A 26,205-nucleotide genomic window follows, 5' to 3' on the forward strand; every position below is an offset into this window, starting at 1 on the left:
TTGCTGTTGGTGTTGCGTAGAGGTTGGACGGTCCTGGCGGCCGTGGCGTTGTTGGGAATCGCGCCGGTCGCTCGGGCCGGTGAGTTCGTGCGCGCCGATTGCCGGTCGGTGGTCAGGCCGACCGACGCCATCCGCTTCGACACCGACGAGCACCTGCGCTGGTACAAGCGGTTCTGGACCGGGACCTGCGATCACCTGTCGTTCTGCTTCTCGGGCTCGCCGAACTGGAACGACATCGTCGGCAAGCTGTTGGCCAAGGGCGGTCCCGCCGAGCAGCCGGCGTTGCTGCCCAAGGCCTGCCGGCTGGGCCAGCTGATCGGCCTGGAATGGGCCAGGGACAAGGACATCCAGAAGATCAGCACCAAGGACCTGAAGGTTTTCAACAGCATGCTCGAGGCGGCCGGCGACCCGCTGAAGGGCGTCGAGGCTGTCGACGCCAAAGCCCGGGCCATGGCCGGCCAGCCCAAGGTGCTCACGCCCAAAAAGCCCTGATAGAGTCGCCCCGCCGACGCAAAGGGGTCGAATTCCTGCAACGCAAAGCGCCTACACACCCGCACGGGGCCAGTGCGAGGAGCGTTGCATGACCAGATCCCAGATCACCGCCGACATGGCCGTCGACGATCAGGCCGATCCCGGCCAGGTCCGTTCGGCCCGGGCCCTGGTGCAGGGCGTGCGCTGGCGCAGTGGTCTGTCTCAGGGCGAGTTCGCGCGGGCCTTCGGCATTCCGCCGGCCCAGCTGGCGGCGCTCGAACTGGGCCAGACCCGGCCGGACGCCGCCCTGACGGCCTATCTGCGGGTGATCGATCACGCGCCGGACATGGTGCGCGAGGCGCTGGAGCGGTTTTGAAGCGGCCGGACGCCCCTCAATTTGTCCCCAGGTCCCACGTCTGGCATGGAGAGGGCGAGCAAGGAGTCTCCGCCTCGTGACCGACGTCCGCACCCACAAGCAGCGCATGCTGGCCGGCGACCTCTACAGCCCCGTCGATCCCGAGGTCATGGCCGATCACGAGGCGGCGGCGGCCTGGATGGGACGCTACAACGCCCTGGACCTGCCGCCGTCGGAGCGTCACGCCCTGCTGCGCGAGCTGTTGGCGGAGGTCGGCGACCGCGTCAGCATCCGGCCGCCGTTCCACTGCGACTACGGCTACAACATCGCCATTGGCGAGGGCGTGTTCCTCAACTTCAACTGCGTGATCCTGGACGTCACCACCGTGACCATCGGCGCGGCCACGACGATCGGGCCACATGTCCAGATCTACACCGCCGAGCATCCGCGCGATCCGGTCGAGCGCCGGACGGGCATCGAATACGCCCGCCCGGTCCGCATCGGCGAGAACGTCTGGATCGGCGGCGGATCGATCATCCTGCCCGGCGTGACCATAGGCGACGACGCCATCGTGGGCGCCGGCAGCGTGGTCACCCGCGATGTGCCCCGGGGCGCGACGGTGGTGGGCAATCCGGCCCGGGTTCGCGGCTAGGCCTTCGCCTTCACCGGCAGCCAGATCTCCAGCCCGCCTTCGCCGGTGCGCGGATCAAACTCCGAGCCGTAGCGCTCGAACAGCGGCGCGTCGGCGGCGTCATAGGCCGAGGCCGGCAGCCAGACGGTCCAGATGGCCCGCATGGTCGCGCGGATCGTGGAAATGTGCTCGGCGTGGCGGAAGACCGCGTAGCGTTGCGGCGGGATGCGCAGGGTGGAGAACCCGGCCGGCAGGTCGGAGAAGGCCGTGACCTCGACCCCGGCCAGATAGTCGAAGTCGCCGTGGTCGTCGGCATTGGCGCAGACGCCGTAGGTGACGTAGGCCAGGTCGCCGCCCACCTGGTTGGGGATGTGGCCCAGGTGGGGGACCAGCCGTCGCCATTGGCTGGGAATGCCGGCGCCGGCGTCGTTGCAGTCATAGTGCTGCTGGACGCCGGCGATCAGCAGCGGGCGGCCGTCTTCGAAGCGAGGCGGGGGCAGGTCGTTGCGGGGCGTGCTGTCGAGCATGATGGGCTCCACCAGAGTCAGGTTGGCGATATCGCGCCTGGCCCGCACCTGTTCGGGCGTGACCCCGAACTGGTCGCGGAAGGCGCGGGTGAACGCTTCGTGCGAGCCGTAGCCGGCTTCCAGGGCCACCGACAGGATGTCGGGAGCCCCTTGCGCCAGCGCCCGCGCCGCTTCCGACAGCCGCCGCGCGCGCAGATAGCCGATCACCGGGCGACCGGTGGCGACCACGAAGGCGCGGGACATGTGGAAACGCGAAATCCCGCCGGCCTCGGCGATGTCGTCCAGGTCGAGAGGCTGGGCGAAATGGCCTTCTATGAACCAGATGGCTTTCTCGACAGGGTTCATGGGCGGGTCTCGCGACGAAGCATGCAGCAGGGATAGCGCGGGCTTCCAGCGGCTATTTGATCGCGATTGCCCTCAGAGCAAAGTCCGCTGCGCCGGTTCGTCGGCCGTCGGCTCCGCGGTCTCGCCTCGGCGGCGCAGTTCGGTTTCGGCGCTGAAGCGGAGGTTCGGGTCGCGATCCTGGGCGAAGGCCCGCAGCGTTTCGATGCCGAGGCGATTCCAGGGCTTGCCGCGTTCAGGACCGGCGGGCACGCGCGGCAGCAGGCCCGGCTCGCGGCTCCAGGCCAGAAGCTGCTCCAGCGGGGCTTCGTCGAGCATGTCGCGCAGATGATGGGCGGTGACGTAGGCGTCCGGCAGGGCCCGATGGGCCGGCAGGCCCAGCTCGCGGACCAGGCCTTCGGGCCTGCGCTGGTAGCGCAGCATCTGGTTGGAGAAGCTGGTCAGGTGCGGCCACAGCCGCAGAGCGCACTTCCACGTGCAGATCCAGGGCGCGCCGCCGGTGAACCTCGGCGTGCAGTAGCGCTGTTCGAAGGCGGCGCGGTGGGCGGCGAGGGCCTGGACGCCGCCTTCGGGCTTCAGGACCTCGCCCGCCACCGCCTTCCAGAACGGCGCGCCGGCGACGTCGTCGTCGATGATGTGGTGCACCGCCATGGTTTCCGGGGTGATCGGGCGACCGGGATTGACCAGTCGGGATCCCCGGCCCTCGTCGACGCGCCAGCGGCCGTCCGGGCCCAGCGTGACATCCTGCCAGCCGATCTCGCAGACGTCATGCGGACCGTTTCCGGCGGTCTCCAGATCGATCACGCGGAGGCGGGAAGCAGCCATGCAGGGGAATATGGGCCCGGTCGCACGGTTAGGGGAGGGGCGAGGCCCTGCCCCTCCGCCTCAGGCCTTCTCCACGAAGCTGTCGATCACCTTCTTGTCGCCGGCCTTGTCGAACGACACGTTGAGCTTGTTGCCCTCGACGCCCGTCACCTTGCCGTAGCCGAACTTGACGTGGAACACCCGGTCGCCGCGCGTGTAGGCGCTGGCCGCCGAGCTGGCCGAGACCGCGACCAGCCGGCCTTCGCCCTCGATCGGCGCCGAGCGGGCGGCCGAGCCGCCGCTGCGCCAAGTGGCGCCGCGCTCACTGAAACCCGCCGTGCGCTCCTGTGCTCGCTTCCAGCCCGGGCTGTCATAGCTGCCGGCGGTGAAGGTGCTGGTCCCCGGATCGTCCCAGCGCGACGACACCGTCTGCTGCATGCCCGGTCCGCCGCCGTAATAGCCGGTCTCCGAGGCCGCATCGACGTGGGCCAGGGGCAGTTCGTCGACGAAGCGCGACGGCAGCTGGCTGGTCCAGCGGCCATAGACCTGGCGGTTGGCCACGAAGCTGATCCGCGCCTCCTCGCGGGCCCGGGTGATGCCGACATAGGCCAGGCGGCGCTCTTCCTCGAGGCCCTTCTCGCCCTTGTCGTCCATGCTGCGCTGGCTGGGGAACACGCCTTCCTCCCAACCGGGCAGGAAGACCAGCGGGAATTCCAGCCCCTTGGCCGAGTGCAGGGTCATGATCCAGACCGCGTCGTCGCCCGCCCCCTTGTCCAGGTCCATGACCAGCGACACGTGCTCCAGATAGCCTTCGAGCGTGTCGAAGGCGCTCATCGACTGGACCAGTTCCTTCAAGTTCTCCAGCCGCGTCTGGCTGGTGGGGCCCTTGTCGAGGCGCAGGGCGTCGGTATAGCCGCTCTCCTCCAGCACCGCCTCCATCACCCGCTGGTGCGGAGTGGTGGCGGCCAGCGCCCGCCAGCGATCCAGGTCGCGCAGGAAGTTGCTCAGGGCCGTACGGGTGCGGGCCGGCAGGTCGTCGCCGCCGATGATCACCCGGGCGGCGTCGACTGTGGAGATCCCCTCCAGCCGGGCGATCTGCAGCAGCTTCTGCACCGAGGTGTCGCCGATGCCGCGCTTGGGCGTGTTGACGATGCGCTCGAAGGCCAGGTCGTCGTCGGGCGACTGGATCAGGCGCAGATAGGCGTGGGCGTCGCGGATCTCGGCGCGTTCGAAGAACCTGGGGCCGCCGACCACCTTGTAGGGGATCTGCAGCATCACGAACCGCTCTTCGAAGGCCCGCATCTGGAACGAGGCGCGCACCAGGATGGCCATGTGGCTGTATTTGCGGCCGGCCCGCTTGGCCTTCTCGATCTCGTCGGCGACCATCCGGCTCTCGGCCTCGCCGTCCCAGACGCCGCTGACCTTGACCTTCTCGCCGCCCGAGGCCTCGGTCCACAGGGTCTTGCCCAGCCGGCTCTTGTTGGCGTCGATCAGGCCCGAGGCGGCGGCCAGGATGTGCTCGGTGGAGCGGTAGTTGCGCTCCAGCTTGATGACCTTGGCGCCGGGGAAGTCGCGCTCGAAGCGCAGGATGTTGTCGACCTCCGCGCCCCGCCAGCCATAGATCGACTGGTCGTCGTCGCCCACGCAGCAGACGTTCTGGCGCCCTTGGGCCAGCAGGCGCAGCCACAGGTACTGGGCGACGTTGGTGTCCTGGTACTCGTCGACCATCACGTACTGGAAGCGCCGCTGGAAGTCGGCCAGCACGTCCGGATTGGCCGTGAAGATCGTGATGTTGTGCAGCAGCAGGTCGCCGAAGTCGCAGGCGTTGAGGATGCGCAGCCGCTCCTGGTACTGGCGATAGAGGGTGATCCCCCGGCCGTTGGCGAACTCGCCCGCTTCGCTCTGCGGCACGCGGTCGGGCGTCCAGCCGCGGTTCTTCCAGGTGTCGATCAGTCCGGCCAGGGCGCGCGGCGTCCAGCGCTTGGCGTCGATATCGGCGGCCTCGATCAACTGCTTGAGCAGTCGTTCCTGGTCGTCGGTGTCGATGATCGTGTAGCTGGATTTCAGCCCCACCAGCTCGGCGTGGCGGCGCAGGATCTGAGCCGCCACGGAGTGGAACGTGCCCAGCCAGCGCAGGCCCTCGGCCTCGTCGCCGATGATGTGGGTGATCCGCTCGCGCATCTCGCGCGCGGCCTTGTTGGTGAAGGTGACGACCAGCAGCTCCCACGGCCGGGCGCGGCCCGTCGCCAGGATGTGGGCCAGGCGGGTGGTCAGCACGCGGGTCTTGCCGGTGCCGGCGCCGGCCAGCACCAGCACCGGGCCCTCGGTAGCCTCGACCGCCGCCCGCTGTTCGGGGTTCAGCCCCTCCAGATAGGTCCGCGCCGGACCCTCCGGTCCGCGCGGGCGGGCCAGGTCGGAGATGCGGGGGGCGGGAAGATCGCCGGGGAAGCCGTCGGAAGAAGGGGACGAGTCGAAGCCTTGGGACATGGAACATATGTAGCACAAAGATCGTCCGGCTTAAGCCCTTGCGCCGATCCGCCGCCCTCCCTGTCAGGAACTTCGCCCTTCACCTGCCGTTTGTTCGAATGGGACGACAACACGGGAGACCAACGTGGCTGAAGAAACCAATACGAGCGGTGGCGGCGGGACCGGCATGGCGTTCATCATCGGGGCCCTGGTGGTCGTGGTGGCGGTGATCGCCTACTTCGTCTTCGCGGGCGGCGTGACCCAGAAGAAGCGGGTCGACATCAACGTGTCCGCTCCGCAGGTCGAGGCGCCCAAGGTTCCCGACGCGCCCAAGCCCGCCGGCTAGGGTCGGCCAACGAGGAGGACGCCATGGCGCGTCATCACGATATCAGGTTGCAGCACCTGGGGGTGGCCGGCCTGACCTTGCTGGGCGTGCTGCTGCTGATCGCCGCCCTGGTGGTCGGCGGCTGGCGCTCCGGCCTGCTGACCGTGCGGTCGGCCGACCTGTCGATGCGACTGCCGGAAAGGCCGGCGCTGCCGCATCGTTCGCCCGATCCCGCGCCCCTGCCGCTTCCCAAGCCGGGGCCGGGCGTCGAGCAGGGCTAGGTCTGGGACGGTCGAAGATCTTTTGGGCCGAATTCCTCGTCCTTCGACAGGTTCAGGATGAGGAATTCTACTCAGCCGCCCTGCAAGTCGGCCTCATCCTGAGCCTGTCGAAGGACGAGGGCGAGCCTCCGGCGCTGAACGCCCAGCTGTCCACAGGTCCTAGATCGTCCCGGCCTTGCCCGCCTGAGCGCGTTGCAGGGCGAACACCCGGCAGGCCGAGGCCAGGGGGCGCTCGCCGCGTCCGGCGTCGATCCGCTGGATCAGGCCGGCGATGCTGATCTTGTCGGCCCCGGCCGCCGCCTGCAGCACGGCCCAGAATTCGGGCTCCAGGGCCAGGGAGGTCGCGTGGCCGGCCAGGTTGATCGAACGCTTCTTCAGACTGCCCATCTCGCCTGTCCCAATTGCCGTTTGGCTGTGCGCCAAGGTTCCCGCGCGGGTCTCTGAACCCTCTTGAATAAAAATGACGCCATGTCATCTTTATCGGGTCCAGCAGGAGCATGCCCCATGATCGCAGTCACGCAAGTGCTCGGTGGGCCAAAGCCTCGCGAACCGATGAGGCGGATGCGCGGCACGTTCAACCTGCAGCCTTTGCGGGCGCTGCGGGCCGTCCGGCGCCTGCTCGCCGACAAGGAGGACACCGCCCAGGTGTTCGAGATCATGCGGGCCTTGTCGGGCAAGGCGATCCCGAACGGCTACCGCCGGCTGCTGAGCACCCCCGAGGGCGGCCGCATCGCCTACGAGCGCGACGAGTTCGCCGAGCGGCTGTCGGATCCGGCGTGGCTGGAACAGTTCGGCCCCGGCACGGTCGGCGCCGCCTATCGTGACTTCATCGCCCCGCGTGGCCTGTCCGCCGCGGGCCTGGCCGAGGAAAGCCGCAAGGTTCGCGAGGGCGACGTCGACGCGGCCCATCCCCTGGCCTGGTACGCACGACGCATGCGCGACGTTCACGACGTCTGGCACGTGCTGACCGGCTACGGCACGGACGCGCTGGGCGAGGTCTGCGTGGTGGCCTTTTCCCACGCCCAGACCCGTAGCCTGGGCTTCGCGGTCATCGCCCTGGCCGGGGCGCGCCATCTGCAGAAGGCGGCGCCGGACCTGCCCTACGGCAAGGCGGTGCGCGAGGCCTGGCGCAACGGCCGGGCGGCCGCCTGGCTGCCGGCGGTCGACTATCCGGCCTTGTTCGCCTTGCCGCTGGACGAGGCGCGCCGGACCCTGAAGATCGCGCCCAACACCGCCTACCAGGGCATCCCGCCGCGGCGCCGCGACCGAGCCTAGCCGCACATGAAAGGCGCCAAGGCTTGACCGTTCCCAGCGTTCGGTAGTTGAACTACATAACGCACCAGGCGTCCGTTTTTCGAGAGTTCGCATGATCACCCGCCGCTTCAAGCTGGTCGGCCTGGCCCTGTTCGGGGTCGCCTTCGCCCTGGCCGCGACGCCCGTCCTGGCCGCCGACACCCAGGTGGCGGTCGCCGCCAACTTCACCGAGCCGGCCAAGGCGGTCGCCGCCGCCTTCAAGGCCAAGACCGGCCACACCGCCACGCTGAGCTTCGGCTCTTCGGGCCAGTTCTACACCCAGATGGCGCACGGAGCGCCGTACGAGGTGTTCCTGTCGGCCGATGCGGAACGACCGCTGAAGGCCGAGCAGGAGGGGCTGGCCGTCCCCGGCGCGCGGTTCACCTACGCCGTCGGCCGGCTGGTGCTGTATTCCCGGACGCCAGGCCTTGTCGACGGCAAGGGCGCGGTGCTGGCGTCGGACCGGTTCGCCAAGCTGGCCATCGCCGATCCCGCCGCCGCGCCCTATGGCGAGGCCGCGGTGGAGACGATGCGCAAGCTCAAGGTCTACGACGCCCTGGCGCCGAAGATCGTCCGGGGCGCCTCGATCACCCAGGCCTACCAGTATGTGGCCACCGGCAACGCCGAACTGGGCTTCGTCGCCCTGTCGCAGGTGATCGACCAGCCCGGCGGGTCGCGCTGGCTGGTCCCGGCCGCTGACCACGCCCCGATCCAGCAGCAGGCCGTGCTGCTGCGGACAGGCGAGAAGAACCCCGCGGCTCTGGCGTTCCTGACCTTTCTGAAGTCCCCGGCCGCGATCGCCATCATCAGGCGCTACGGGTACGAGGTGCGCTAGGGTCCGTGGGCCGTTGCCGGCCTTGGGCCGAATTCCTCGTCCTTCGACAAGCTCAGGATGAGGAATTCTACTCACCCTTCTTGGCGGCAGCCCTCATCCTGAGCCTGTCGAAGGACGAGGGCGCCGCCTCGACGCCGAACGGTCCACAGGACCTGGGGCGCCATAGGGCGGATTAGTCGGCGAAGCCGCTTCGCCTGCCACGCTCTAGCGTCGGCTATAGCGCGCAATCAGCGGATCGGCCGCGGCCTGGTCCAGGATCCAGTCGCGAAAGACGGCGATCTTGCGCACGCGGCGGCGTTCGGCCGGATAGGCCAGCCAGTAGCCGCCGCCGTAGTTGGCGGTAATGTCGAACGGCGCGACCAGCCGGCCCTGGGCGATCTCCTGGGCGAAGAAGATCGGCGAGCCCAGCGCGAAGCCCTGGTCGGCCAGGGCGGTAGCCACCTCCAGCGCCTGGGCGTCGGCCGACAGGCGCGGCGGGGCGCGATCGTCGCTGGCGTCGACGCCGGCCGCTTCGAACCAACGCACCCAGAAGTCAGGAGACCCGATCCGCGGGGCCCGCAAAAGGTCGGCCGGATTCGTCAGGCCGCCGGAGCGCGCCAGGACGGTGGGCGTGCACAGCACGGTCTGGACGGAGGGGACCAGCAGATGCGCCTCCATCCCCGGCCAGACGCCGCCCCCGGCCCGCAGGGCCAGGTCGAAGGGCTCGCGCTGCAGGTCGACCACCCGGCTGGAGGCGTCGAGCCGCACGGCGATGCGGGGGTGGGCGATCTGGAAGCCGCCCAGGCGCGGCGCCAGCCAGTGGCCGCCGATGCTCTGCACCGTGGTGATCGACAGCACGCCCTCCTCGGTGTCGACCAAGTCGGACACCGCCGTGCGCAGGACGCTCATCGCCTCGGTCGCCGCCCGCGACAGGCGCTCGCCCGCCGGGGTCAGGGTCACCTCGCGGGGCAGTCGCGTGAACAGGGGCTGGTCCAGGCGCTGCTCCAGCGCCTTCACCTGCCAGCTGACCGCGGCCTGGCTGACGCCCAGTTCGTCGGCGGCGCGGGTGAAGCTCTTCAGGCGTGCGGCGGCCTCGAAGATGCGGATGGCGCTGAGCGGCAGGCTGGCGAGGATGTCAGGCATAAGTAGGGCTTATGCTTACGCAAGGAAGCCGCGTTTGTCATCCCTGACGTGAAAGCCGATTTTCCACTCATGGAACGCCAGGAAGGGTGATCATGATGGACGAAGCGATCAAGACCCATAAGGAAACCACGTTCGGGTGGGTGCTGCTGGTCCAGGAGTGGATCGCCGCGCGCAGGGCCCGGCTGGCTCGTCTCGCCAGCGAGCAGGCGGCCCAGGCGGTGCGGGAGGCCCAGGCCAAGCCCCGGCGCCATCTCGCGCCACGCTAGAGCAGCAAAGTGGACGCGAAACGCTCGAGGCGCAGGTCCTCGCCAATCCGATCCCGCCTCAGAGCAGGATGCTCTCGTTCGCCGGCGTCGAAACAGGTCTTGGCCTCAGCAGTCGCGTCACGCGGGCGAGAAGCTGGGCGTCGGTGAAGGGCTTGGCCAGATAGTCGCGGGCGCCCAGGGTCAGCGCTTCCTTGATGTCGCCCGGCGCGTTGCGGGCTGTCAGCATCATGACGGGGATGTGCGCCACGCGCGGACTTTGCCTCAGGTGGCGAAGGACGCCGAAACCGTCGAGGCGCGGCATGTTGACGTCCAGAATGATGGCCGCGGGTTGCGCGCTGTGGATGCCGTCGAGCGCCTCCCAGCCGTCGCGGCCGAAGACGGTGTCGTAGCCGGCCAGACCCAACCTCGTGGTCAGCAGTTCCAGGACGCTGCGGTCATCCTCGGCGATGAAGATTCGTCTGGGTCGGGCTTCAGGCTGCATGGTCGACCGTCTCGAACTGCAGCGCGCGGTTGATCTCGTCGATCAGGGCGCGGGTTTCGAGCGGCTTGGCGACGACGCCGTCGAACACGCCGGGGGGCGCCTCCGTCGCGTCGGCGGAGAAAGCGATGATCGGAACATTGTCGTTGAGGCGGCCGCGGCGAATGGCCCGCGCCGCGGCCACCCCGCCCATGCCCGGCATCCGCAGGTCCATCAGGATGACGTCGAACGGCTCGGCCTCCGCCCGGGCCACCGCCGCTTCGCCGTCGACGGCTTCGCTGGTTTCGGCGCCGAGGGCGTCCAGCACGGTGCGGACCAGGTCGCGGTTGACGGGATTGTCGTCGACCACCAGCACGCGGCAAGCGACGGGAAGGGCAGCCGCCTGGTTCGAGGCGCTGGCCAGGGCCGCAGGCTCGACCTCGCCGGCGGGCAGTTCGAACCAGAAGCGGCTGCCCCGGCCAAGGGCGCTCTCGGCGCCGATCTGGCCGCCCATGGCCTCGACCAGCCCCTTGCAGATGGCCAGGCCCAGGCCCGTGCCGCCATGTCGGCGCGTGGAGGAGCCGTCGATCTGCGAGAAGCGCCTGAAGAGCTGGTCCAGCCGGTCGGCCGGAACGCCGCCGCCGGTGTCGCGGACCGAGATCAGCAGGCTCTTCGGGCCTCGGCGCCACGCGACCTCGACCGTGACCCCGCCGCGGTCGGTGAACTTGACGGCGTTGCCGATCAGGTTGAGCAACACCTGGCGCACCCGATCGGGCGCGATGAACAGGGCGGAGGGCAGGGTCCCTGCGCCGACGATGTCGAGCACGATCCCCTTTTCCTGGGCCTGGCAGGCGAAGAGGTCCAACGCGTCCTCGACCAGGCGGCGGGGGTCGCAGACGGCGCTTCGAATCTCGACCTGGCCGGCTTCCAGCTTGGAGAAGTCGAGGATGTCGTTGACGGTCGACATCAGGGCCTGGCCGGCGTTGGCGACCCGGTCGACGAACCGCCGGGTGGTGGGCGACAGCTCGGGCTGGCCCTCGATCAGGCGCGAGAAGCCGAGCACGGCGGTCAGCGGCGTGCGCAGTTCGTGGCTCATGTTCGACAGGAACTCGGACTTGACCGCGGCGGCGGCCTCGGCTTCGGCGCGGGCCTCCATCAGCGCCGCCTCCATCGCCTTGCGCGCGGTGATCTCGCGGGCGACGTCCTGGATGGCGACCAGCACGCCGGCTTCGTCGAAGGACAGCTTCGGCTGGCCTTCCAGCCAGATCCACCGACCGTCCTTGTGTTGCGCCCTGAACTCGTAGGGCTCCGAGATCGCGGAAGGACCGCGACCGATCAGGGCCGCATAGTAGTTGATCATGTGATCCCGGTCGTCGGGATGGGTCAGGTCGACGGCGCGCCGGCCGATCAGCTCCTCCGGCTCGCGGCCCAGCATGGTGCGACAGGCCGGCGAGATGAAGCAGATCTCCCCGTCGGGATTGAAGGTGGCGATCATGTCGCTGGCGTTGTCGGCCAGCAGGCGATAGCGCGCCTCGTTCTCGGCGAGGGCGGCTTGGGCCTTGCGGTCTTCGGTGATGTCGCGAACCGTGCCCATCATGAACGCGGGCAGGCCGTCGGCGGCCTTGACGGTGATCGAGCTGCCCGAGACGCAGCGCTCCTCTCCGTCGGGGCGGATGATGCGGGTGGGCACGTTATGGTCGTCCTCGCCGGTGCGCAGGCGTTCGGCGATCCGCGCCAGCGTCCAGGCCCGGTCGCCGGGATGGAGCCGGTCGTTGAAGAGGTCGATTTCAGGCTGCTCGACATAGTCCAGGCCATAGATCTCGAACATCTTGCGCGAGACGTCGAGATGGCGCGTGCGCAGGTCGTATCGCCAATAACCTAGGCCGCCGATGTCTTCGGCGAGCAGCGCGCGCTGGGCCTGTTCGCGGGCGTCGTCACGCGCCGCGATCAGGTCCAGCTCCAGGGCCTTGCGGTCGGAGATGTCGCGGGAAACGCTGACGATCTCCTCGGGCGCGCCGGTTCCGTCCCGCACCAGCTGCAGGTTGGATTCGACCCAGACATAGTGGCCCAGCCTGTGCCGCGACCGGTGCTGGATCGTCTTGTGGTCCAGGCCCCGCGACATCTCGCCGAACACCGTCATGACCGCGTCCCGGTCGTCTGGATGCAGGACGCTGGGGACGGTCAGTCCTACGGTCTCGGCCACGGTGTAGCCAAGCAGGCGCTGGATGGCCGGCGAGATGAACTTGCCGCGTCCCGAAAAGTCGTAGCAGGTGATGACGTCGCCCGCCCGTTCCGTGACGAGGCGGTAGCGCTGCTCGCTGCGGCGGAGGGTGTCAATCGTCCCGACCGCGTCGGTGACATCCTGGAAGAGCCCGAAAACCGCCGTCGGCCGCCCCTGGTCGTCCTGTTCGCAGACGCCGCGGCTGACCACATGTCGCAAGGCGCCGTCCGCGCGAATGAGGCGAACCTGGAAGTCGAATCCTGTCCGCGTCTCCACGGTCGAGAGCACGTGACGCCGGACCAGTTCGCGATCCTCTGGATGGTAGAAGGCGACCGTGTCGTCGATATTGGGATCGAAGGTCTCCCGATCGACGCCGTAGATGGCGTACACCGCGTCCGACCAGGCGACGGCGCCGGTGGACAGGTCCAGACGCCAATGGCCAACGCCGGCCATGGTCTCGGCCATCTCAAGCAGGCGCTGCTTTTCGCGGGTCTCCCGGTGGGCCTTGGCCAGCTCGAATTCGTCAACCACGATCCGCGCCAGCAGCCTCAGCCGCTCCAGCGCCGCGTCGTCGGGCCGGGGACGTGGCCTGTGGTCGAGGACGCACAGCGTTCCCAGGTTATGGCCGTCCTTGGTGGTCAGGGCGGCGCCGGCGTAGAAACGCAGGTCGGGCGGGCCCGTGACCAGGGGATTGTTAATGAAGCGCGGGTCGGTCGAGGCGTCCTCGACCACCATGACGGCCTCGGGCCCCAGCTCTATGGCGTAACCGCAAAAGGCGTTGTCGCGCGGCGTTTCGGTGGCGTCGACGCCGACCCTGGCCTTGAACCACAGGCGTTGTTCGTCGACGAGGGAGACCACGGCGATCGGGGTGTCGAACAGGTTCGCGGCCAGGCCGGCCAACCGGTCGATCGCAGGGTCGGCCTGGGTGTCCAGGACGCCGAAGGACCGCAAGGCGTTCAGCCTGAGCGTCTCGCGATCGCCCATGTCTCTCCTCGTCCGTCGTTTTCCCGACTTTAGGGGGGTGACGCGGCGAAAAGGCTAACGCCGTGTGTGGCGGATCAGCGCAGGTTGAGCAGGCCTTGATGCTCGCCCCTTCGGAGGGCGTTCCCCTGGCCCAAGCGCGCCTTTGATCAGAAGCGGCCCGTGGATGAGCGAACTGGCCGGGAGCGGAGGTGTCGGGGATCGCTCTGATCTGGCCGGCCGTCTCAGTCCTCGCGCCTGGAGCCGTCCAGGTCGCGCTGCAGCTTGTCGGCCCGCGCCGCGTCGAGGGTCTTGTCGGCCTTGGTTCGGCCGAACCGGGCGCGGTTCTCGGCCGCCTTGGCCTTGGCGTCGGTCTTGGCCCTGGCCTTGCGGGCCTGGTTCAGGTTGAGGATCTCGGCCATCGCCTAGCTCTTCTTTTTCGATCCAGCGGGGGCGGGCGTCGCCGGCCGCAGGATCAGCGTCGATTGCAGGCGCAGGGTCTGGCCCTTCTTCAGCACGAACGGCGCCCGCCCGGGAAAGACGCAGTTCTGCATCGACAGTTCCCTGCGCAGGATCCAGCGGGTGATCGGCGCGCCGTTGGCCTTGCAGGCCAGGCCGACGGTCCAGGCCGGCGCGCCGCCGCCGGGCGTCCAGGCGAAGCCCATGGCCTTGCCGGCCTCGACCGGCCTGACGGCCGGGGTCACGGTCTTGCCGCCGGAGCCGAAATTCAGGCGGTCCGGCTTGATCAGCCGCACCGAAAAGCCGCCATAGCCCTTCTCGTCGTCGCTGCCGCCCAGGGCCAGGGTGTCGGACCGCGCGGTGATCACCGTGTCGAAGTCGATGCGCCGCGCGCCGGCCTTCAGCGGATAGACCCGCACCTTGGTGGTCTCGCGCGCCACATAGGCCACCTCGGGCGCCGAATTGACGATCCAGTCGGCGTTGACCACCAGGGTCCCGCCGCCAGCGCTGTCGCCCTTGAAGCGCTTCTCCCGGACATGGAAGGTCAGGCCCTTCATGAACCAGCCGTCGGCGACCGCCTTCCCGTCGACCAGCACCTGGTGCCAGCTCCAGAACGCCCCGCGCTGGTGCAGGTGGTCGGCGGGACGGTCCTCGGTCAGCACCGCGCCGTCGGGCGCCCAGATCGGGTGAACATAGTTCAGCCGGCCCGCCTCGTGCGGATCGGCCGGGGCGGTGCGGTAGAACAGGACGCTCTTGCCGCCGTCGGTGAGGGTGACGCCGTCGGTGGCGAACACCGCATCGATCCGGGGCAGGGGGGAGACTGGCGCGGGCTCCGAAGGGGCGGGCGTCGCGGCCTCGGGAGGGCTTCCGGTCGCGGGCTGGGCGGCCGCGGGGGGGGCGGTCTCCGCCTGCGCGCCGGCCGTTCCCGCCGAGGCAAGGAGCCCCATCAGCGCGATCAGGGCGGCGAGCGATCGGATCATCGGTGTTTCCCCTGCGGCGGCCGGTCGAGTGATAGCCAGGAACGCGACATCCGCAAAGTCGCAACCTGCGCTAGAACATAAAGCGAACATCGGCTATCCGCAAGCCGTCTGGAAACTGCGCCGAGTCCTGGCCCGTTACCCTGCCGAACGTCCATCAACAGGAGGAACGTCATGATCAACGCTTCGCAAATCCGCGAACACCTGGAAGTGGTCGGCTCGGACGGCGGTCATGTCGGCCGGGTGGACCACGTGGTCGGCGGCGAGATCGAACTGGCCAAGCTGGACCTGGGCGGCGGCCTCAAGCACCACCTGATCCCGATCACCTGGGTCGACCATGTCGACGACGACGGCGTGCACCTGAACCTGACCAAGGACGACGCCAAGGCGCGCTGGCGCGAAAAGCACTGATGTCCATCGCGGCGCGATTGACAGCTCCGCCGTGCTGACCGATCCCTCGCCCGCCAACGGGTGAGGGATCTTTCGCATGTACCAGCTCTATTACAGCCCCAGCACGGCCAGCCTGGCGGTGCACTGGATGCTGATCGAGATCGGCGCGCCCTTCGAGCTGGTCCTGACCGATATCGACGCGGGCGCCCAAAAGACTCCCGACTATCTGAAGCTCAATCCGGGCGGGGTGGTGCCCACCCTGATCGTCGACGGCGCGCCAGTGCTGGAGAGCACGGCGATCCTGATGCTGCTGGCCGAGCGCCACCTCGACAAGGGCCTGGCGCCGGCGCCCGGGGAACCGGAGCGCGCGGCCTATCTGCAGTGGATGGTCTATCTGGCCAACGCCCTGATGCCCAGCTTCCGGGCCTGGTACTATCCGCACGAGCCGGCCGGCGAGGCCCATGCCGAGGTCGCCCAGGCGGCGGCCCGGGCGCGGGTCGAGGCGGTCTGGGACAGGGTCGACGCCCAACTGGCGGCCAAGGGGCCCTTCATGCTGGGCGAGCGGCTGTCAGCGGTGGACTTCCTGGCGACCATGCTGATGCGCTGGTCGCGCAACCTGCCCCGGCAAGCCACGGCCTGGCCCAACATCGCCCGCTACCTGGCCCGGATGCGCGCCATGCCGTCGCTGCGCGAGGTCCACGCCCGCGAGGGGCTGAGCGACTGGATCGACGGGTAGCGACGAGGTTTTCGGTTCCACGAGGGAATGTCGCCGGCCTCAGCGCGGCGGCAGGGCTCCGGCGAAGTCGATTACGCACATGTAGCCGTAGGCGCGGTGTGGGCCGCAGGCCACGCCGGCCAGCTGATAGCTGGCGGCGAAGATGTTGCGGCGGTGGCCGCGACTGGGAACGCCGCTGTCGATGATCAGCTGGCGGACGACATCGCGCGGGTCTTCGGACCCATAGGAGATGTTCTCGGCGGAAAGGCCGGCCCAGACGCCCTGGCCGCGCAGCCTCTGGCCCAGGGAGCCGGTCGGGCCGTGGCCGACGTCGCCGCGTGGCCCCTGGGCCTGGGCGTGCTGGCGCGCCGCGGCGGCGATGCGCTGATCCGGCGCCAAGGGCGGCAGCGAGGTCTGGCGCTCCAGGAAGTCGATCGCCTCCTCGACGGCGGCGGGATCGTCGCTCCTGTTCAACTCGCGGCGCAGTTCGTCGGCGTATTCGACTGGGCGGGCGCGGGCGAAGTTGAGCTCGTCCAGGACGGCGTCATCGAGGCGGGCCGTCAGGGAGGCGGCTTCGGCGGCGGGCGCCAGGGCGAGGAACAGCAGGCCGGCGAACGCCGGAGCCAAGGCCATGCGGCCGGAAATGCGCATGCGCGCTCCCGAGAATCAGACGCCCCAGGCCTGACCTAGCACGCTCCGACCAAGCGTGCAGTCGCGCGGAATGTCGCGGCCTGAACCGCGCCGCCTCAGGCCGCGACCAGGGGCGAGGCCCCGACATGGGCGTGCCGGATCGTCACCGTCATGCCGCCTGTGGACGCCACCGTCATGTGACCGTCCAGTTGCTTGACCAGCGCGTCGACGATCACCGTGCCCAGGCCGCCGTTCCTGTCAGGGGCGGGTTCGGCGGCCTTGCCGACGCCGTTGTCGCAGACCGTCAGCGTCCAGGCCTGGCCGTCGCTGGCGAAGGTCACCGTGACGCGGGCGTCGTGCCTGAACACCGGGAACGCATACTTGACGGCGTTGATCAGCAGTTCGGTGACGATCAGGCCGATGCTGACGGCCTTGTCCGAACCGATCGCGCCGTGGTCGGCGACGACCTCCAGGACGATTGGCTGGCTGTCGCCGATCATCGAGGCGGTCAGGCTGGCGCAAAGTTTTGTCAGATAAGGGCCGACCTCGATCAGGTCGACACCGCCCGACGCGTGCAGATGCGACTGCACCTCGGCCACCGAGATCACCCGCTGATGGGCGTCCTTCAGGTGAAAGCGGATTTCGTCGGAGGTGACGGCCCTGGCCTTGAGCATCAGGATGCTGGCGATGATCTGCAGGCTGTTGGCGACCCGGTGCTGCATTTCCTGCAACAGCACCTCCTTCTGGTTCAACAGATCGCGCGTGCGGGCGAGCAGGCTTTCCTTTTCGCGCTCGACCGCCCGGCGCGCCGTGATGTCGGTGAAGGCCAGCAGGATCGTCGAATTGGCGCTGGTCTCGTAGATCACCTTGCGGGCGTTCAGCAGCATGACCCGCCGACCCAGGCCGGGGAAATCGTGATTGACCTCGAAGCCGTTCATGGCCACCCGCTCGGGAATGATGGTTTCCAGCAGCTCGCGCAGGGCGGGGATGTCCCACTGCCCGTCGCCCAGGGCGTAGAGCAGGCAGCCCACCGTGTGCTCGGGGTCGACCTTGAAGGTCTCGTAGAACGACCGGCTGGCGGCCAGCACGGAAAACGCGGAGTCGAGCACCAGCAACGGCTCGTGGATGGTGTCCACGATCGCCTGGGCCAGCGTCTGTGCGTCTTCAATCCCGGGGATCGGACGCGGCATGACGAATGGAATCCGATCCTAGACGCGAGATCGCGGACGGCGACGGATGGGCGCCGATAGCTGCACCCTAGGCCTATTTCAGGTCGAAGTCCTGAAGCGTCTGAGCGATGAACGCGTCTTGCCACAAGGCCTGTTGCGCCAGATAACGCCAGGTCTGGGCCATCGACAGCAGTTCCGTCGCGAGACTCCCCGCGTCGCATGCCCCAGCCTGTCGCTCCATTTCGCTGGCTCGCGCCAGGCAGTCCTTAGCGTTCCGCATGGGCCGATCCTTCAATCCCGTGCCTTGTGCCGCAGGTTACTAACCCGGCGCGGCGCACAAGGCTCCGCGAGGATCAGCGGCCGCCGCCGGTGATTTCCTTGATCAGCGCCTGGACCGGGGCCTTGCCGCCGGCGTTCCACACGGCCTTCAGATGCGCCAGGGTCTGCTCGGCGGCGCCCTCGAACTTCCACTCGCAGTCGACGATCTTGCAGTTCCTGAACACCGGAGCCTCGCCGCCGGCGAAGGTCAGGCGGCAGTCGCGGAACTCGCAGTCGGAGAAGTGCTCGCCGTCCAGAGACACGGTTTCGTGGTTGAAGCTCGTCGAACTGGGCATGCGCCGTCTTTCACTGATCGTCGGTTGGAGGCTTGGATGCGTTTTCCGCGGCCTTGGCGGCGGCCTTGTCGGCGGCCTTCTGGGCCGCCTTCTGGGCCTTCAGGCGCTCGCGTTCCTGGCGTTCGAAGTTGTAGTTCGGGGTGCGGGCCATGACGATCTCCTGGCCGCGGGACGCGGCAAAAAGGAGCCGTAGCGCGGTTCGCGGCCGACTTACAGCCGTCATCCTCGCCAAAAGGGCCAGAATGACGGCCAAAGCCGGGAAGAAAGGCTATTTCACGCTGGCGCAGAAGCGCTGGATACGCGCGCAGGCGTCCTCCAGCACGTCATTGCTGGTGGCGTAGCTGATGCGGAAGAACGGCGACAGGCCGAACGCCGCGCCGTGCACCACAGCCACGCCCTCGGCTTCCAGCAGTTCGCCGGCGAAGTCCTCGTCGGTCGCGATCACCTTGCCCGAAGGCGCGGTCTTGCCGATCAGGCCGGCGCAGGACGGATAGACGTAGAAGGCGCCCTCCGGGGTGGGACAATGCAGGCCCGTGGCCTGGTTCAGCATCGACACCACCAGGTCGCGGCGTTCCTGGAACAGCTTGGCGTTCGGCTTGATGAAGTCCTGCGGACCGTTCAGGGCCTCCAGCGCCGCCCATTGCGAGATCGAGCAGGGGTTGGAGGTCGTCTGGCTGATCATCTTGCCCATGGCCTTGATCAGCGCCTCGGGGCCGGCCGCGTAGCCGATCCGCCAGCCGGTCATCGAATAGCCCTTGGAAACGCCGTTCATCGTCAGGGTGCGGTCGTAGAGCTTGGGCTCGACCTGGGCGATGGTGGTGAACTCGAAGTCGTCGAACACCAGGTGCTCGTACATGTCGTCGGTCAGCACCCAGACCTGCGGGTGGCGCAGCAGGACGTCGGCGATGGCCTGCAGCTCGGCGCGGGTATAGGCGCCGCCCGACGGGTTGGACGGGCTGTTGATGATCAGCCACTTGGTCTTCGGCGTGATCGCCGCTTCCAGCGCCTGCGGCGTGATCTTGAAGCCGCTTTCGGCGGTGGTCTCGACCGACACCGGCGTGCCGCCGGCCAACAGGGTCATGTCGGGATACGACACCCAGTACGGCGCGGGGATGATCACCTCGTCGCCCGGGTTCAGGGTGGCGACGAAGGCGTTGTAGATCACCGGCTTGCCGCCCGGGGCGACGTGGACCTGGCTCGGCTTGTAGTCCAGGCCGTTCTCGCGCTTGAACTTGGCGCAGATGGCGGCCTTCAACTCGGGCATGCCATCGGGATCGGTGTACTTGGTCTTGCCGGCCTTGATGGCGGCGATGGCGGCGTCCTTGATGTTGTCGGGGGTGTCGAAGTCCGGTTCGCCGGCGGAGAGGGCGATCACGTCCCGGCCGGCCGCTTTCAGGGCGCGCGCCTTGGCGCTGATCGCGATGGTGGCCGACGGGGCGATGCGCCGCAGGGCGGCGGACTCGAGCGACATGGTTCAGGACTCCCCTGGGAGGACGTGGACTCGAAAGACCGGTTTCAGGATTGCGGCGGTCTTTACGCCCGTGCTTGCCGCGGCGCAACGCAACAACGGCCCCACCGGGCGGGGTTCTTGCGCGGACGCGATAGGCACGGTACCGCTATCATCATTAAGACGAGAGCCGCCGCGTGAAAGGTGGCCCCGGGAGGAACGACCATATCGCCCGCCGACGGCGGGCGATCGACGCAACGACGTCTCTGAAACGAAGGGGGAAACCATGACCAAGATCGCCATCCTGGCCGCCGTGGCCGCGCTGAGCCTGTCCGCCACCGCGCCGCTGACGGCCAAGGCCGCCCAGCCGGCCGCGCAAGGCATCATGAAGTATGCGATCAACAAGCCGTCCATAGCCTGGAACGTCAATGGGACGGGCCAGACCAATGCTCCGGTCAAGGACAAGGCGGTGATCGGCGGGGCGGGCGTCCGCATCCAGGTCACCGCGCCAGCGCCCGACAAGCCGTGGGAGGACAGCGCCGGCCAGGGGGTGGACGGCAAGATCACCAAGGGCGACGTCGTCACCGTCGCCTTCTGGGCCAAGGCCGAGCCGGTCGACGGCGGGCCGGCCACGGCGACGATCAATTGGGTCGGGGTCCATCAGTCGGTCGCGCCGTGGAGCGGGATCGTCACCGGCCAGGTCGAAACCATCGGCGGCGATTGGAAGATGTACACCTTCAGCGGCCGGGCCGGCATGGACGCCGAGAAGGGCGCGGCGGCGGTCACCCTCCAGTTGGGCAGCGCCAAGCAGACCGTCGTGCTGGGGCCGCTGTTCGTGCTGGATTTCGGTCCCAACTACGACCCGTCGATGGCCAAGTAGGAAGGCTCAGCCTTTCCCGCGGCCCTTCTCGCGCATGTGCTGGATGAACGCGTCCAGGTGCTTGCCCAGATAGGCCAGGGTCTTTTCGTCGATCACCTGGCCGTTCTCGATCTTGGCGTGGGCCTGGCCGACCAGCATCTCGCTAAGCGGCCAGTATTCCGCCGAGACCTTGCGCAACGACTGGCGCAGGGCGTCCTGGGCGCGAACCGTGCCGGTGACGCCCGGCGAGGCGCCGACGATGCACGCGGTCTTGCCATGCAAGGCCGAGGGGCTGCCGCGCGAGGCCCAGTCGATGGCGTTCTTCAGCACCCCGGTGACCCCGCCATTGTACTCGGGGCAGGCCAGTAGCAGGGCGTCGGCGCCGCGGACGGCGTCCTTCCAGGCCGTGACCGGCGCGGGATCGCCCTGGTCCTCGACGTCCTGGTTGAACAGCGGCAGGTCGTGCAGGCCGAAGATCTGGATCGTCACCCCCGCGGGCGAACACTCCTGGGCGGCGCGCAGCAGGGCGGTGTTGAACGAGGCCGCCCGCAGGCTGCCGGAGACGCCGAGAAGTTTCATGAGAGGCTCCGCCACACGAGCGCGGAACCTAGTCGGCGCCGGCGTCCGGAGAAAGCCGGATCAGGCGGTGAGGGCGGTCCTCATCGGCGTTTCGCCGCCCAACGCACCCAGCGCGCCCAGCCCGCCCTCGACATGGGTCCAGAGGCGGTGCAGGTCGCGGGCCGCCGGGCCGCCCGGCTCGAGCTCGGCCACGCAGAGCCCATGGGCCATGGCCGTCTGGAACGCCTCGCGTGCGCGCAGGCCGTGCGGGGCCAGCGGCAGGCCGCAGAACCTCAGGGCTTCCAGGATCTCGGGGAAAGCCGTCGGCGCGACGTCCGACCGGCTGGTGTGGGCCTGGTTCAGCACCACCATGCCGTCCTTGCCCAGGCGGCGGACGGCCTCCGCCGAGCGGACGATCGGGGCCAGGTCCAGGAACGAGGGACGGCCAGCCACCAGGCAGAGGTCGGCGATGTTGACCGCCTGGGCGACGTCGGCCTCGGGCATGGCCGGGGTGTCGATGAACAGGTAGTCGACGCCATCCCGCATGGCGTTTGACTTGGTCATGAACAGCTTGCCGGCGGTGACCTCGGCCAGGATGGGACCGGGTTCGCGGCGGGCCCTCAGGGCGTCCGACGCCGACCGCTGCGGATCGATGTCGGCCAGCACCACCTTGCGGCCCTGCAGGAAGGCCGTCAGCGCCAGGTTCACGGCCAGGGTCGTCTTGCCCGCCCCGCCCTTCCTGGAAAGCACAGTAATTGTCTTCACGACTTGCACTCTTCGCCCAGACCCAGCGGCCGGTTCCCGCAGCCGCAAGGTTCCCCAAGGTGGATCACTGTTATGGTCAAGGTATGAACAGAACCTTCAACTTGCCGACTATTTGACGCCGAGGTCAAATCCACGAAAGCCGTTGCACAGTTTGAAAAATTCGGGCTCAGCCGGCGCGGGCGTCGCGTCCGTGGCCGTCCAGGGCCAGCAGGGCGGCGACGTGGCTCCACAGGCGGTCGACCTCGCGGGCGGCCGGGGCCTGGGCGTCCCATTCGCCGACCGACAGGCCCCGGGCGATCGCCTGCTGGTAGAGGGTCCGCGAGCGCAGGCCGACGGGCGCGATCGGCAGGCCGCAGAACCGCAGCGCCTCGATGGCCTTCTGCACGCTGGCGGGCTCGGCCCCGCCGCGCTTGGACGGCGCCTGGTTCAGCACGATCAACCCCGCCTTGCCCAGTCGCCGGACCATCTCGGCCGAGCGCGCCACCGAGGCGATGTCCAGGAAGGTGGGGCGGCAGACCAGCACGCACAGGTCGGCGGAGTTGACCGCCACGGCCACGTCGGCGTCCGGCGCCGCGGGGGTGTCGATCAGCATGACGTCATAGGCGTCGTGCAGGGCCTGGGAGCGGGCCTGGAACAGCTTGCCGGCGTTGATCTCGGCCAGGGCGGGCCCGGGCGCGGCGCGGGCCCGCAGGGCGTCGGAGGCCGAGCGCTGCGGATCGATGTCGGCCACCAGCACCTTCCAACCCGCCAGATGAGCGGTGAGGCTCAGGTTGATCGCAAGGGTCGTCTTGCCGGCCCCGCCCTTGCGGGAAATCACAGCCAGAGTCTTCACGTCCGACGCTCCCCAACACACCCGGTCCGCAACCGGAAAGCCTGTGGATAACTTAGCCGCCCGTTACGACGGGTTCGCAACTGAAATGTCGTGTTTGGAGAATCTTAACCATGGACCCTTGCGGGCAGGGGAAAGCTTGACCGTAAAATGAGCAGTTGTCGGACGATGATGGGGGGCTGCCTCGAGCGCACCCCTCTTGACCGCGCCTGGGGCATGGGCGAGGCAGGCGGATGCTTCGTCGCCTGATCCACTTCTTCACCAACATGGACGCCCGGGCCTGGCGAACGGTCGCGGTGTCGTTCGTGCTGTTTGGCGGCGTCGGCGTGGTCTTCCTGTTCGGGGCCCAACTTCTGGGCCTGAACGGCGAGGTCACGGTCGAGCAATGGCTGAGCGCCGCCCACGGGCCCTGGGCCCTGCCGGTCGCGGTCGGCGCCTTCGCGGTCCTGGCCTTCATCGGCGTGCCGCAGTTCGTGCTGATCGCCGCGGCGGTGGTCGCCTTCGGGCCCTGGACCGGCTTCGCCTACAGCTGGATCGGCACCCTGGTCTCGTCCCTGGTCGGGTTCTGGCTGGGACGCACGTTCGGCGGTCGGCTGCTGCAGGACCTGGCCGGCGACGGCGTGGCCAAGTTCATGAGGCTGATCGGCAAGAACGGCTTCCTGGCCAGCCTGATCGTCCGGCTGGTGCCGTCGGCGCCGTTCATCGTGGTCAACATGGCGGCGGGCGTCACGCCGATGAAGGTGTTCGACTTCGCGGCCGGCACCGCCATCGGCATCATCCCGAAGATCGCCCTGACCGCCTTCGCCGGCAATTCGATCGTCCAGGCGCTGAAGGGCGGCGGCCAGCGGCACATCGTCATGCTGGTGGTGGCCGTGCTGGTCTGGATCGCCGCCGGCCTCGTCGCCCGCGCCTGGCTCAAGAAGCGCGAGGCGGCGGAGTAGGCGGGGCGGTTCGCGCCGTCCGAGGCGGCCTGGCGGGGTCGTTTGACGCGCCGATCTCCGCTCCGCCGCCACGGCTTTCCTCAACCGACAAGTGTCCTTGGTCGAAAGTTGCGTGGCGTGCGGCCAATCGCGCGATTAACGCAAAATGCTTGCTGGCTTTGGGCCTGCTGTGTAGAAAGCAACTCATGAACGTCGCGCGCCAACTGCTTTCGCTTCGGCTTACCAACCCCTGGGCGCTCTAGGGGCCGCGCTTCGTCGTGGCCGGGCGCGCAGGGGATGACTGAACCCGCCGCCCCAAAGGTCAGACCTGGCCCCACGCAGACACCTTCCGACGAGTAGACCCATGACCCCCCCTTCTTCTGGCGTATCCGCCGGCGCCTTCGACAAGCGCGACAACGTCGTCATTTTCGACACCACCATGCGCGACGGCGAGCAGTCGCCCGGCGCCTCGATGTCGCACGACGAAAAGCTGGAACTGGCCAAGATCCTCGAGGAGATGGGGGTCGACGTCATCGAGGCCGGCTTCCCGATCGCTTCGAACGGCGACTTCGAGGCGGTTCGCGAGATCGCCAAGATCGTCAAGAACTCCACCATCGCCGGCCTGTGCCGCGCTCACCAGGTCGACATCGACCGTTGCGCCGAGGCCCTGAAGGGCACGCAGCGCGGCCGCATCCACGTGGTGATCGCCACCAGCGACCTGCACATGAAGCACAAGCTGCAGATGGAGCCGGACGCCGTCATCGACGTGATCGCCCGCTCGGTCGGCCACGCCCGTAACCTGCGCGACGACGTCGAGTGGTCGGCCGAGGACGCCACCCGCAGCGACCGCCAGTTCCTGCGCCGCGCCATCGAGACCGCCATCAAGGCCGGCGCCACCACGATCAACCTGCCCGACACGGTGGGCTACACCTATCCGTCCGAATACGCCGACCTGTTCAGCTGGATGGTCAACAATGTCGAGGGCGCCGACAAGGTGATCTTCTCGACCCACTGCCACAACGACCTGGGCCTGGCCGTGGCCAACAGCCTGGCCGGCGTGCAGGGCGGGGCGCGGCAGATCGAGTGCGCGATCAACGGCCTGGGCGAGCGGGCCGGCAATGCGGCGCTGGAAGAGATCGTGATGGCCCTGAAGGTGCGCGGCGACAAGCTGCCCTTCGAGACCAAGATCGACACCACCCACATCACCCGCGCCAGCCGCTACGTCTCGGCCATCACCGGCTTCCCGGTGCAGTACAACAAGGCCATCGTCGGCAAGAACGCCTTCGCGCATGAAAGCGGCATCCACCAGGACGGGATGTTGAAGAACCGCGAGACCTACGAGATCATGACCCCGGAATCGGTCGGCCAGGCGCCGTCCAGCCTGGTCATGGGCAAGCACTCGGGCAGCCACGCCTTCCGCGCCAAGCTGAAGGACCTGGGCTACGAGTTGGGCCAGAACGCCCTGAAGGAGGCCTTCGGTCGCTTCAAGGACCTGGCCGACCGCAAGAAGCACGTCTACGACGACGACATCATCGCCCTGGTCGACGACGCCCTGGCGCGCGGCTCGGAACGCATCCGCGTCCAGCGCCTGCGGGTGGTGGCCGGCACTGACGGCCAGTCGGCCGAACTGACCCTGGAAGTCGACGGCGAGGTCAAGACCTCGGAGGCCTCGGGCGACGGTCCGGTGGACGCCGTCTTCAACGCCATCCAGCAGATCGTGCCGCATCAGGCCGCCCTGCGCCTGTTCCAGGTGCACGCGGTGACCGAGGGCACCGACGCCCAGGCCCAGGTCTCGGTCCGCCTCGAAGAAGACGGCCGCATCGCCACCGGCCAGGCCGCCGACACCGACACCCTGACCGCCTCGGCCAAGGCCTATGTGAACGCCCTGAACAACCTCATGGCGCGCAAGGAAAAGGGCCGGCCCGAAGCGGCGATCGCCAGCGGGTTCTAGGGTTACGACGGACGGGGACAGGCACATGCGCCTGTCCCCAATCCCCTCAACCCGCCCCTAAGCCGCTTCGCGCTTGGAGAGCGGCCGGGTCGCCAGCAGTTCGGCCGACAGGTGCGCCTGCGGCTCGACCTCCAGCCCCAGGGCCCGCAGATCCTCGCCGAGCGCCCGGCGCGGCTCCTGGTCCAGGAACGCGCCGGCGTCGATGACCATCGCCCCGCCCGGACGGAGCATGGCCGCCGTGGAAGCCGCCGCGGCGCGCGCGTCTGCGATCGTCGAGCAACCGACCACCAGCAGCACGTCGCTCTGCTCGTCGGCGGCCCGGCAAGTGGCCCGGCGGGCCGCCTCCACCCGGTCGTAGCCGCGTCGCCACAGCACGCTCATCGCCTCGCCGGCGTCCGGCCCGGTCACCGCCACGAAGCACAGGGGCGTCGCCTGGGCCAGGGCGAGCATGCGCCCAAGCGTGTGGTGGATCCCGTCGGTCGGAACGCCGAGCAGGAGCCGCGCGGCCTGGCGGAACGGATGGGACGACATGGTCGAAACCTCAAGCTGGTCGGACCCGTCACCGG

General features: G+C 68.7%; 32 protein-coding genes. 13 read left to right on the plus strand and 19 right to left on the minus strand.

Annotated features, from left to right (window positions below; all coding sequences use genetic code 11):
• The first annotated feature begins 9 nt into the window (after window positions 1–9).
• The 3 genes from ASD47_RS22310 (at window position 10) to ASD47_RS22320 (ending at window position 1,478) form a co-directional block, all read left to right on the plus strand.
• The gene (locus ASD47_RS22310; protein WP_310031876.1) at window positions 10–492 is read left to right on the plus strand and encodes a hypothetical protein; all 483 of its coding nucleotides are present in this window, start codon (window positions 10–12) and stop codon (window positions 490–492) included.
• Between the two features lie 88 nt (window positions 493–580).
• Window positions 581–847 (plus strand): DNA-binding transcriptional regulator, encoded by a 267-nt coding sequence (locus tag ASD47_RS22315; RefSeq protein ID WP_056761521.1) that lies wholly within the window; start codon window positions 581–583, stop codon window positions 845–847.
• A gap of 76 nt (window positions 848–923) precedes the next feature.
• Window positions 924–1,478 carry a sugar O-acetyltransferase gene (locus ASD47_RS22320; protein WP_304439931.1) on the plus strand — a complete coding sequence of 185 codons (555 nt, stop codon included), beginning with the start codon at window positions 924–926 and terminating at the stop codon, window positions 1,476–1,478.
• On the opposite strand, the gene ASD47_RS22325 is transcribed toward ASD47_RS22320, so the two are convergent.
• The 3 genes from ASD47_RS22325 to ASD47_RS22335 form a co-directional block, all read right to left on the minus strand.
• A complete protein-coding gene (locus ASD47_RS22325) occupies window positions 1,475–2,329 on the minus strand; it encodes an AraC family transcriptional regulator (protein ID WP_056761523.1) in 855 nt (284 codons plus the stop codon). The two genes, ASD47_RS22320 and ASD47_RS22325, sit on opposite strands and share 4 nt — an antisense overlap.
• A 72-nt stretch (window positions 2,330–2,401) precedes the next feature.
• Window positions 2,402–3,151 (minus strand): DNA polymerase III subunit epsilon, encoded by a 750-nt coding sequence (locus tag ASD47_RS22330; RefSeq protein WP_056761526.1) that lies wholly within the window; start codon window positions 3,149–3,151, stop codon window positions 2,402–2,404.
• Between the two features lie 60 nt (window positions 3,152–3,211).
• Entirely contained in the window at window positions 3,212–5,617 is a 2,406-nt protein-coding gene (locus ASD47_RS22335) for an ATP-dependent helicase (protein WP_056761529.1), read from the minus strand.
• 124 nt (window positions 5,618–5,741) lie between these two features.
• Here ASD47_RS22335 and ASD47_RS22340 point away from each other — a divergent pair, with 124 nt between their 5' ends.
• Both ASD47_RS22340 and ASD47_RS22345 read left to right on the plus strand, forming a co-directional pair.
• Window positions 5,742–5,942, plus strand: coding sequence for a hypothetical protein (locus tag ASD47_RS22340; protein ID WP_056761532.1), 201 nt, complete (start codon window positions 5,742–5,744; stop codon window positions 5,940–5,942).
• Window positions 5,943–5,965: 23 nt separating this feature from the next.
• Window positions 5,966–6,202, plus strand: coding sequence for a hypothetical protein (locus tag ASD47_RS22345; protein ID WP_056761534.1), 237 nt, complete (start codon window positions 5,966–5,968; stop codon window positions 6,200–6,202).
• 159 nt (window positions 6,203–6,361) lie between these two features.
• Here ASD47_RS22345 and ASD47_RS22350 read toward each other — a convergent pair whose 3' ends face one another.
• Window positions 6,362–6,589, minus strand: a complete 228-nt coding sequence (locus ASD47_RS22350) for a ribbon-helix-helix domain-containing protein (protein WP_056761537.1) — start codon at window positions 6,587–6,589, stop codon at window positions 6,362–6,364.
• A gap of 117 nt (window positions 6,590–6,706) precedes the next feature.
• Here ASD47_RS22350 and ASD47_RS22355 point away from each other — a divergent pair, with 117 nt between their 5' ends.
• Both ASD47_RS22355 and modA read left to right on the plus strand, forming a co-directional pair.
• Window positions 6,707–7,477 (plus strand): Coq4 family protein, encoded by a 771-nt coding sequence (locus ASD47_RS22355; protein ID WP_056761539.1) that lies wholly within the window; start codon window positions 6,707–6,709, stop codon window positions 7,475–7,477.
• A gap of 91 nt (window positions 7,478–7,568) precedes the next feature.
• Window positions 7,569–8,330, plus strand: coding sequence for a molybdate ABC transporter substrate-binding protein (gene modA / locus ASD47_RS22360; protein ID WP_056761542.1), 762 nt, complete (start codon window positions 7,569–7,571; stop codon window positions 8,328–8,330).
• Window positions 8,331–8,534: 204 nt separating this feature from the next.
• On the opposite strand, the gene ASD47_RS22365 is transcribed toward modA, so the two are convergent.
• Window positions 8,535–9,452: a LysR substrate-binding domain-containing protein gene (locus tag ASD47_RS22365; protein ID WP_056761545.1), complete on the minus strand. Its 918-nt coding sequence runs from the start codon at window positions 9,450–9,452 to the stop codon at window positions 8,535–8,537.
• Between the two features lie 92 nt (window positions 9,453–9,544).
• Between ASD47_RS22365 and ASD47_RS26840 the strand changes: the two genes are divergently transcribed.
• A complete protein-coding gene (locus ASD47_RS26840) occupies window positions 9,545–9,718 on the plus strand; it encodes a hypothetical protein (RefSeq protein WP_156402378.1) in 174 nt (57 codons plus the stop codon).
• 58 nt (window positions 9,719–9,776) lie between these two features.
• Here ASD47_RS26840 and ASD47_RS22370 read toward each other — a convergent pair whose 3' ends face one another.
• The 4 genes from ASD47_RS22370 to ASD47_RS22380 all read right to left on the minus strand — a co-directional run bounded on the left by ASD47_RS22370 (window position 9,777) and on the right by ASD47_RS22380 (window position 14,795).
• On the minus strand, window positions 9,777–10,199 hold the full coding sequence (locus ASD47_RS22370; protein ID WP_056761548.1) for a response regulator transcription factor: 423 nt from the start codon (window positions 10,197–10,199) through the stop codon (window positions 9,777–9,779).
• On the minus strand, window positions 10,189–13,380 hold the full coding sequence (locus tag ASD47_RS22375; protein WP_056761551.1) for a PAS domain S-box protein: 3,192 nt from the start codon (window positions 13,378–13,380) through the stop codon (window positions 10,189–10,191). The genes ASD47_RS22370 and ASD47_RS22375 overlap by 11 nt, the downstream gene beginning before the upstream one ends.
• A gap of 221 nt (window positions 13,381–13,601) precedes the next feature.
• The gene (locus ASD47_RS26340; protein ID WP_082564753.1) at window positions 13,602–13,778 is read right to left on the minus strand and encodes a DUF4169 family protein; all 177 of its coding nucleotides are present in this window, start codon (window positions 13,776–13,778) and stop codon (window positions 13,602–13,604) included.
• A 3-nt stretch (window positions 13,779–13,781) separates the two neighbouring features.
• Complete coding sequence (locus tag ASD47_RS22380) at window positions 13,782–14,795, minus strand: DUF6807 family protein (RefSeq protein ID WP_056761554.1); 1,014 nt, start codon at window positions 14,793–14,795, stop codon at window positions 13,782–13,784.
• 171 nt (window positions 14,796–14,966) lie between these two features.
• Here ASD47_RS22380 and ASD47_RS22385 point away from each other — a divergent pair, with 171 nt between their 5' ends.
• Together ASD47_RS22385 and ASD47_RS22390 are read left to right on the plus strand one after the other, a co-directional pair.
• On the plus strand, window positions 14,967–15,203 hold the full coding sequence (locus tag ASD47_RS22385; protein ID WP_056761558.1) for a DUF2171 domain-containing protein: 237 nt from the start codon (window positions 14,967–14,969) through the stop codon (window positions 15,201–15,203).
• A 76-nt stretch (window positions 15,204–15,279) separates the two neighbouring features.
• A complete protein-coding gene (locus tag ASD47_RS22390; RefSeq protein WP_056761562.1) occupies window positions 15,280–15,918 on the plus strand; it encodes a glutathione S-transferase family protein in 639 nt (212 codons plus the stop codon).
• A 39-nt stretch (window positions 15,919–15,957) separates the two neighbouring features.
• Here the strand turns inward: ASD47_RS22390 and ASD47_RS22395 are convergent, their stop codons facing one another.
• From ASD47_RS22395 to ASD47_RS22415, 6 genes are all read right to left on the minus strand, one after another.
• Window positions 15,958–16,548 (minus strand): CAP domain-containing protein, encoded by a 591-nt coding sequence (locus tag ASD47_RS22395; RefSeq protein ID WP_056761565.1) that lies wholly within the window; start codon window positions 16,546–16,548, stop codon window positions 15,958–15,960.
• A gap of 95 nt (window positions 16,549–16,643) precedes the next feature.
• A complete protein-coding gene (locus ASD47_RS22400; RefSeq protein ID WP_056761566.1) occupies window positions 16,644–17,717 on the minus strand; it encodes a sensor histidine kinase in 1,074 nt (357 codons plus the stop codon).
• 73 nt (window positions 17,718–17,790) lie between these two features.
• Window positions 17,791–17,976, minus strand: coding sequence for a hypothetical protein (locus ASD47_RS22405; RefSeq protein ID WP_056761569.1), 186 nt, complete (start codon window positions 17,974–17,976; stop codon window positions 17,791–17,793).
• 73 nt (window positions 17,977–18,049) lie between these two features.
• A complete protein-coding gene (locus tag ASD47_RS22410; RefSeq protein WP_028040288.1) occupies window positions 18,050–18,310 on the minus strand; it encodes a hypothetical protein in 261 nt (86 codons plus the stop codon).
• Between the two features lie 10 nt (window positions 18,311–18,320).
• The gene (locus tag ASD47_RS27165) at window positions 18,321–18,461 is read right to left on the minus strand and encodes a hypothetical protein (protein WP_163232564.1); all 141 of its coding nucleotides are present in this window, start codon (window positions 18,459–18,461) and stop codon (window positions 18,321–18,323) included.
• Window positions 18,462–18,578: 117 nt separating this feature from the next.
• Window positions 18,579–19,781 carry a pyridoxal phosphate-dependent aminotransferase gene (locus tag ASD47_RS22415; protein WP_056761572.1) on the minus strand — a complete coding sequence of 401 codons (1,203 nt, stop codon included), beginning with the start codon at window positions 19,779–19,781 and terminating at the stop codon, window positions 18,579–18,581.
• A gap of 262 nt (window positions 19,782–20,043) precedes the next feature.
• On the opposite strand from ASD47_RS22415, the gene ASD47_RS22420 reads away from it, so the two are divergent.
• A complete protein-coding gene (locus ASD47_RS22420; RefSeq protein ID WP_056761575.1) occupies window positions 20,044–20,637 on the plus strand; it encodes a hypothetical protein in 594 nt (197 codons plus the stop codon).
• 6 nt (window positions 20,638–20,643) lie between these two features.
• On the opposite strand, the gene ASD47_RS22425 is transcribed toward ASD47_RS22420, so the two are convergent.
• The 3 genes from ASD47_RS22425 to ASD47_RS22435 form a co-directional block, all read right to left on the minus strand.
• On the minus strand, window positions 20,644–21,195 hold the full coding sequence (locus tag ASD47_RS22425; protein ID WP_056761577.1) for an NADPH-dependent FMN reductase: 552 nt from the start codon (window positions 21,193–21,195) through the stop codon (window positions 20,644–20,646).
• Between the two features lie 60 nt (window positions 21,196–21,255).
• Window positions 21,256–21,939, minus strand: a complete 684-nt coding sequence (locus ASD47_RS22430; protein WP_056761580.1) for an AAA family ATPase — start codon at window positions 21,937–21,939, stop codon at window positions 21,256–21,258.
• 166 nt (window positions 21,940–22,105) lie between these two features.
• Window positions 22,106–22,771, minus strand: a complete 666-nt coding sequence (locus tag ASD47_RS22435; protein WP_056761584.1) for a ParA family protein — start codon at window positions 22,769–22,771, stop codon at window positions 22,106–22,108.
• Between the two features lie 230 nt (window positions 22,772–23,001).
• Here ASD47_RS22435 and ASD47_RS22440 point away from each other — a divergent pair, with 230 nt between their 5' ends.
• On the plus strand, window positions 23,002–23,709 hold the full coding sequence (locus ASD47_RS22440; RefSeq protein ID WP_056761586.1) for a TVP38/TMEM64 family protein: 708 nt from the start codon (window positions 23,002–23,004) through the stop codon (window positions 23,707–23,709).
• Window positions 23,710–24,052: 343 nt separating this feature from the next.
• Complete coding sequence (locus tag ASD47_RS22445; RefSeq protein WP_056761590.1) at window positions 24,053–25,639, plus strand: 2-isopropylmalate synthase; 1,587 nt, start codon at window positions 24,053–24,055, stop codon at window positions 25,637–25,639.
• Window positions 25,640–25,696: 57 nt separating this feature from the next.
• On the opposite strand, the gene ASD47_RS22450 is transcribed toward ASD47_RS22445, so the two are convergent.
• Window positions 25,697–26,170, minus strand: coding sequence for a hypothetical protein (locus tag ASD47_RS22450; RefSeq protein WP_056761594.1), 474 nt, complete (start codon window positions 26,168–26,170; stop codon window positions 25,697–25,699).
• Between the last annotated feature and the right edge of the window lie 35 nt (window positions 26,171–26,205).

This window comes from Caulobacter sp. Root1472, assembly GCF_001426985.1.
Taxonomy (GTDB): domain Bacteria; phylum Pseudomonadota; class Alphaproteobacteria; order Caulobacterales; family Caulobacteraceae; genus Caulobacter; species Caulobacter rhizosphaerae.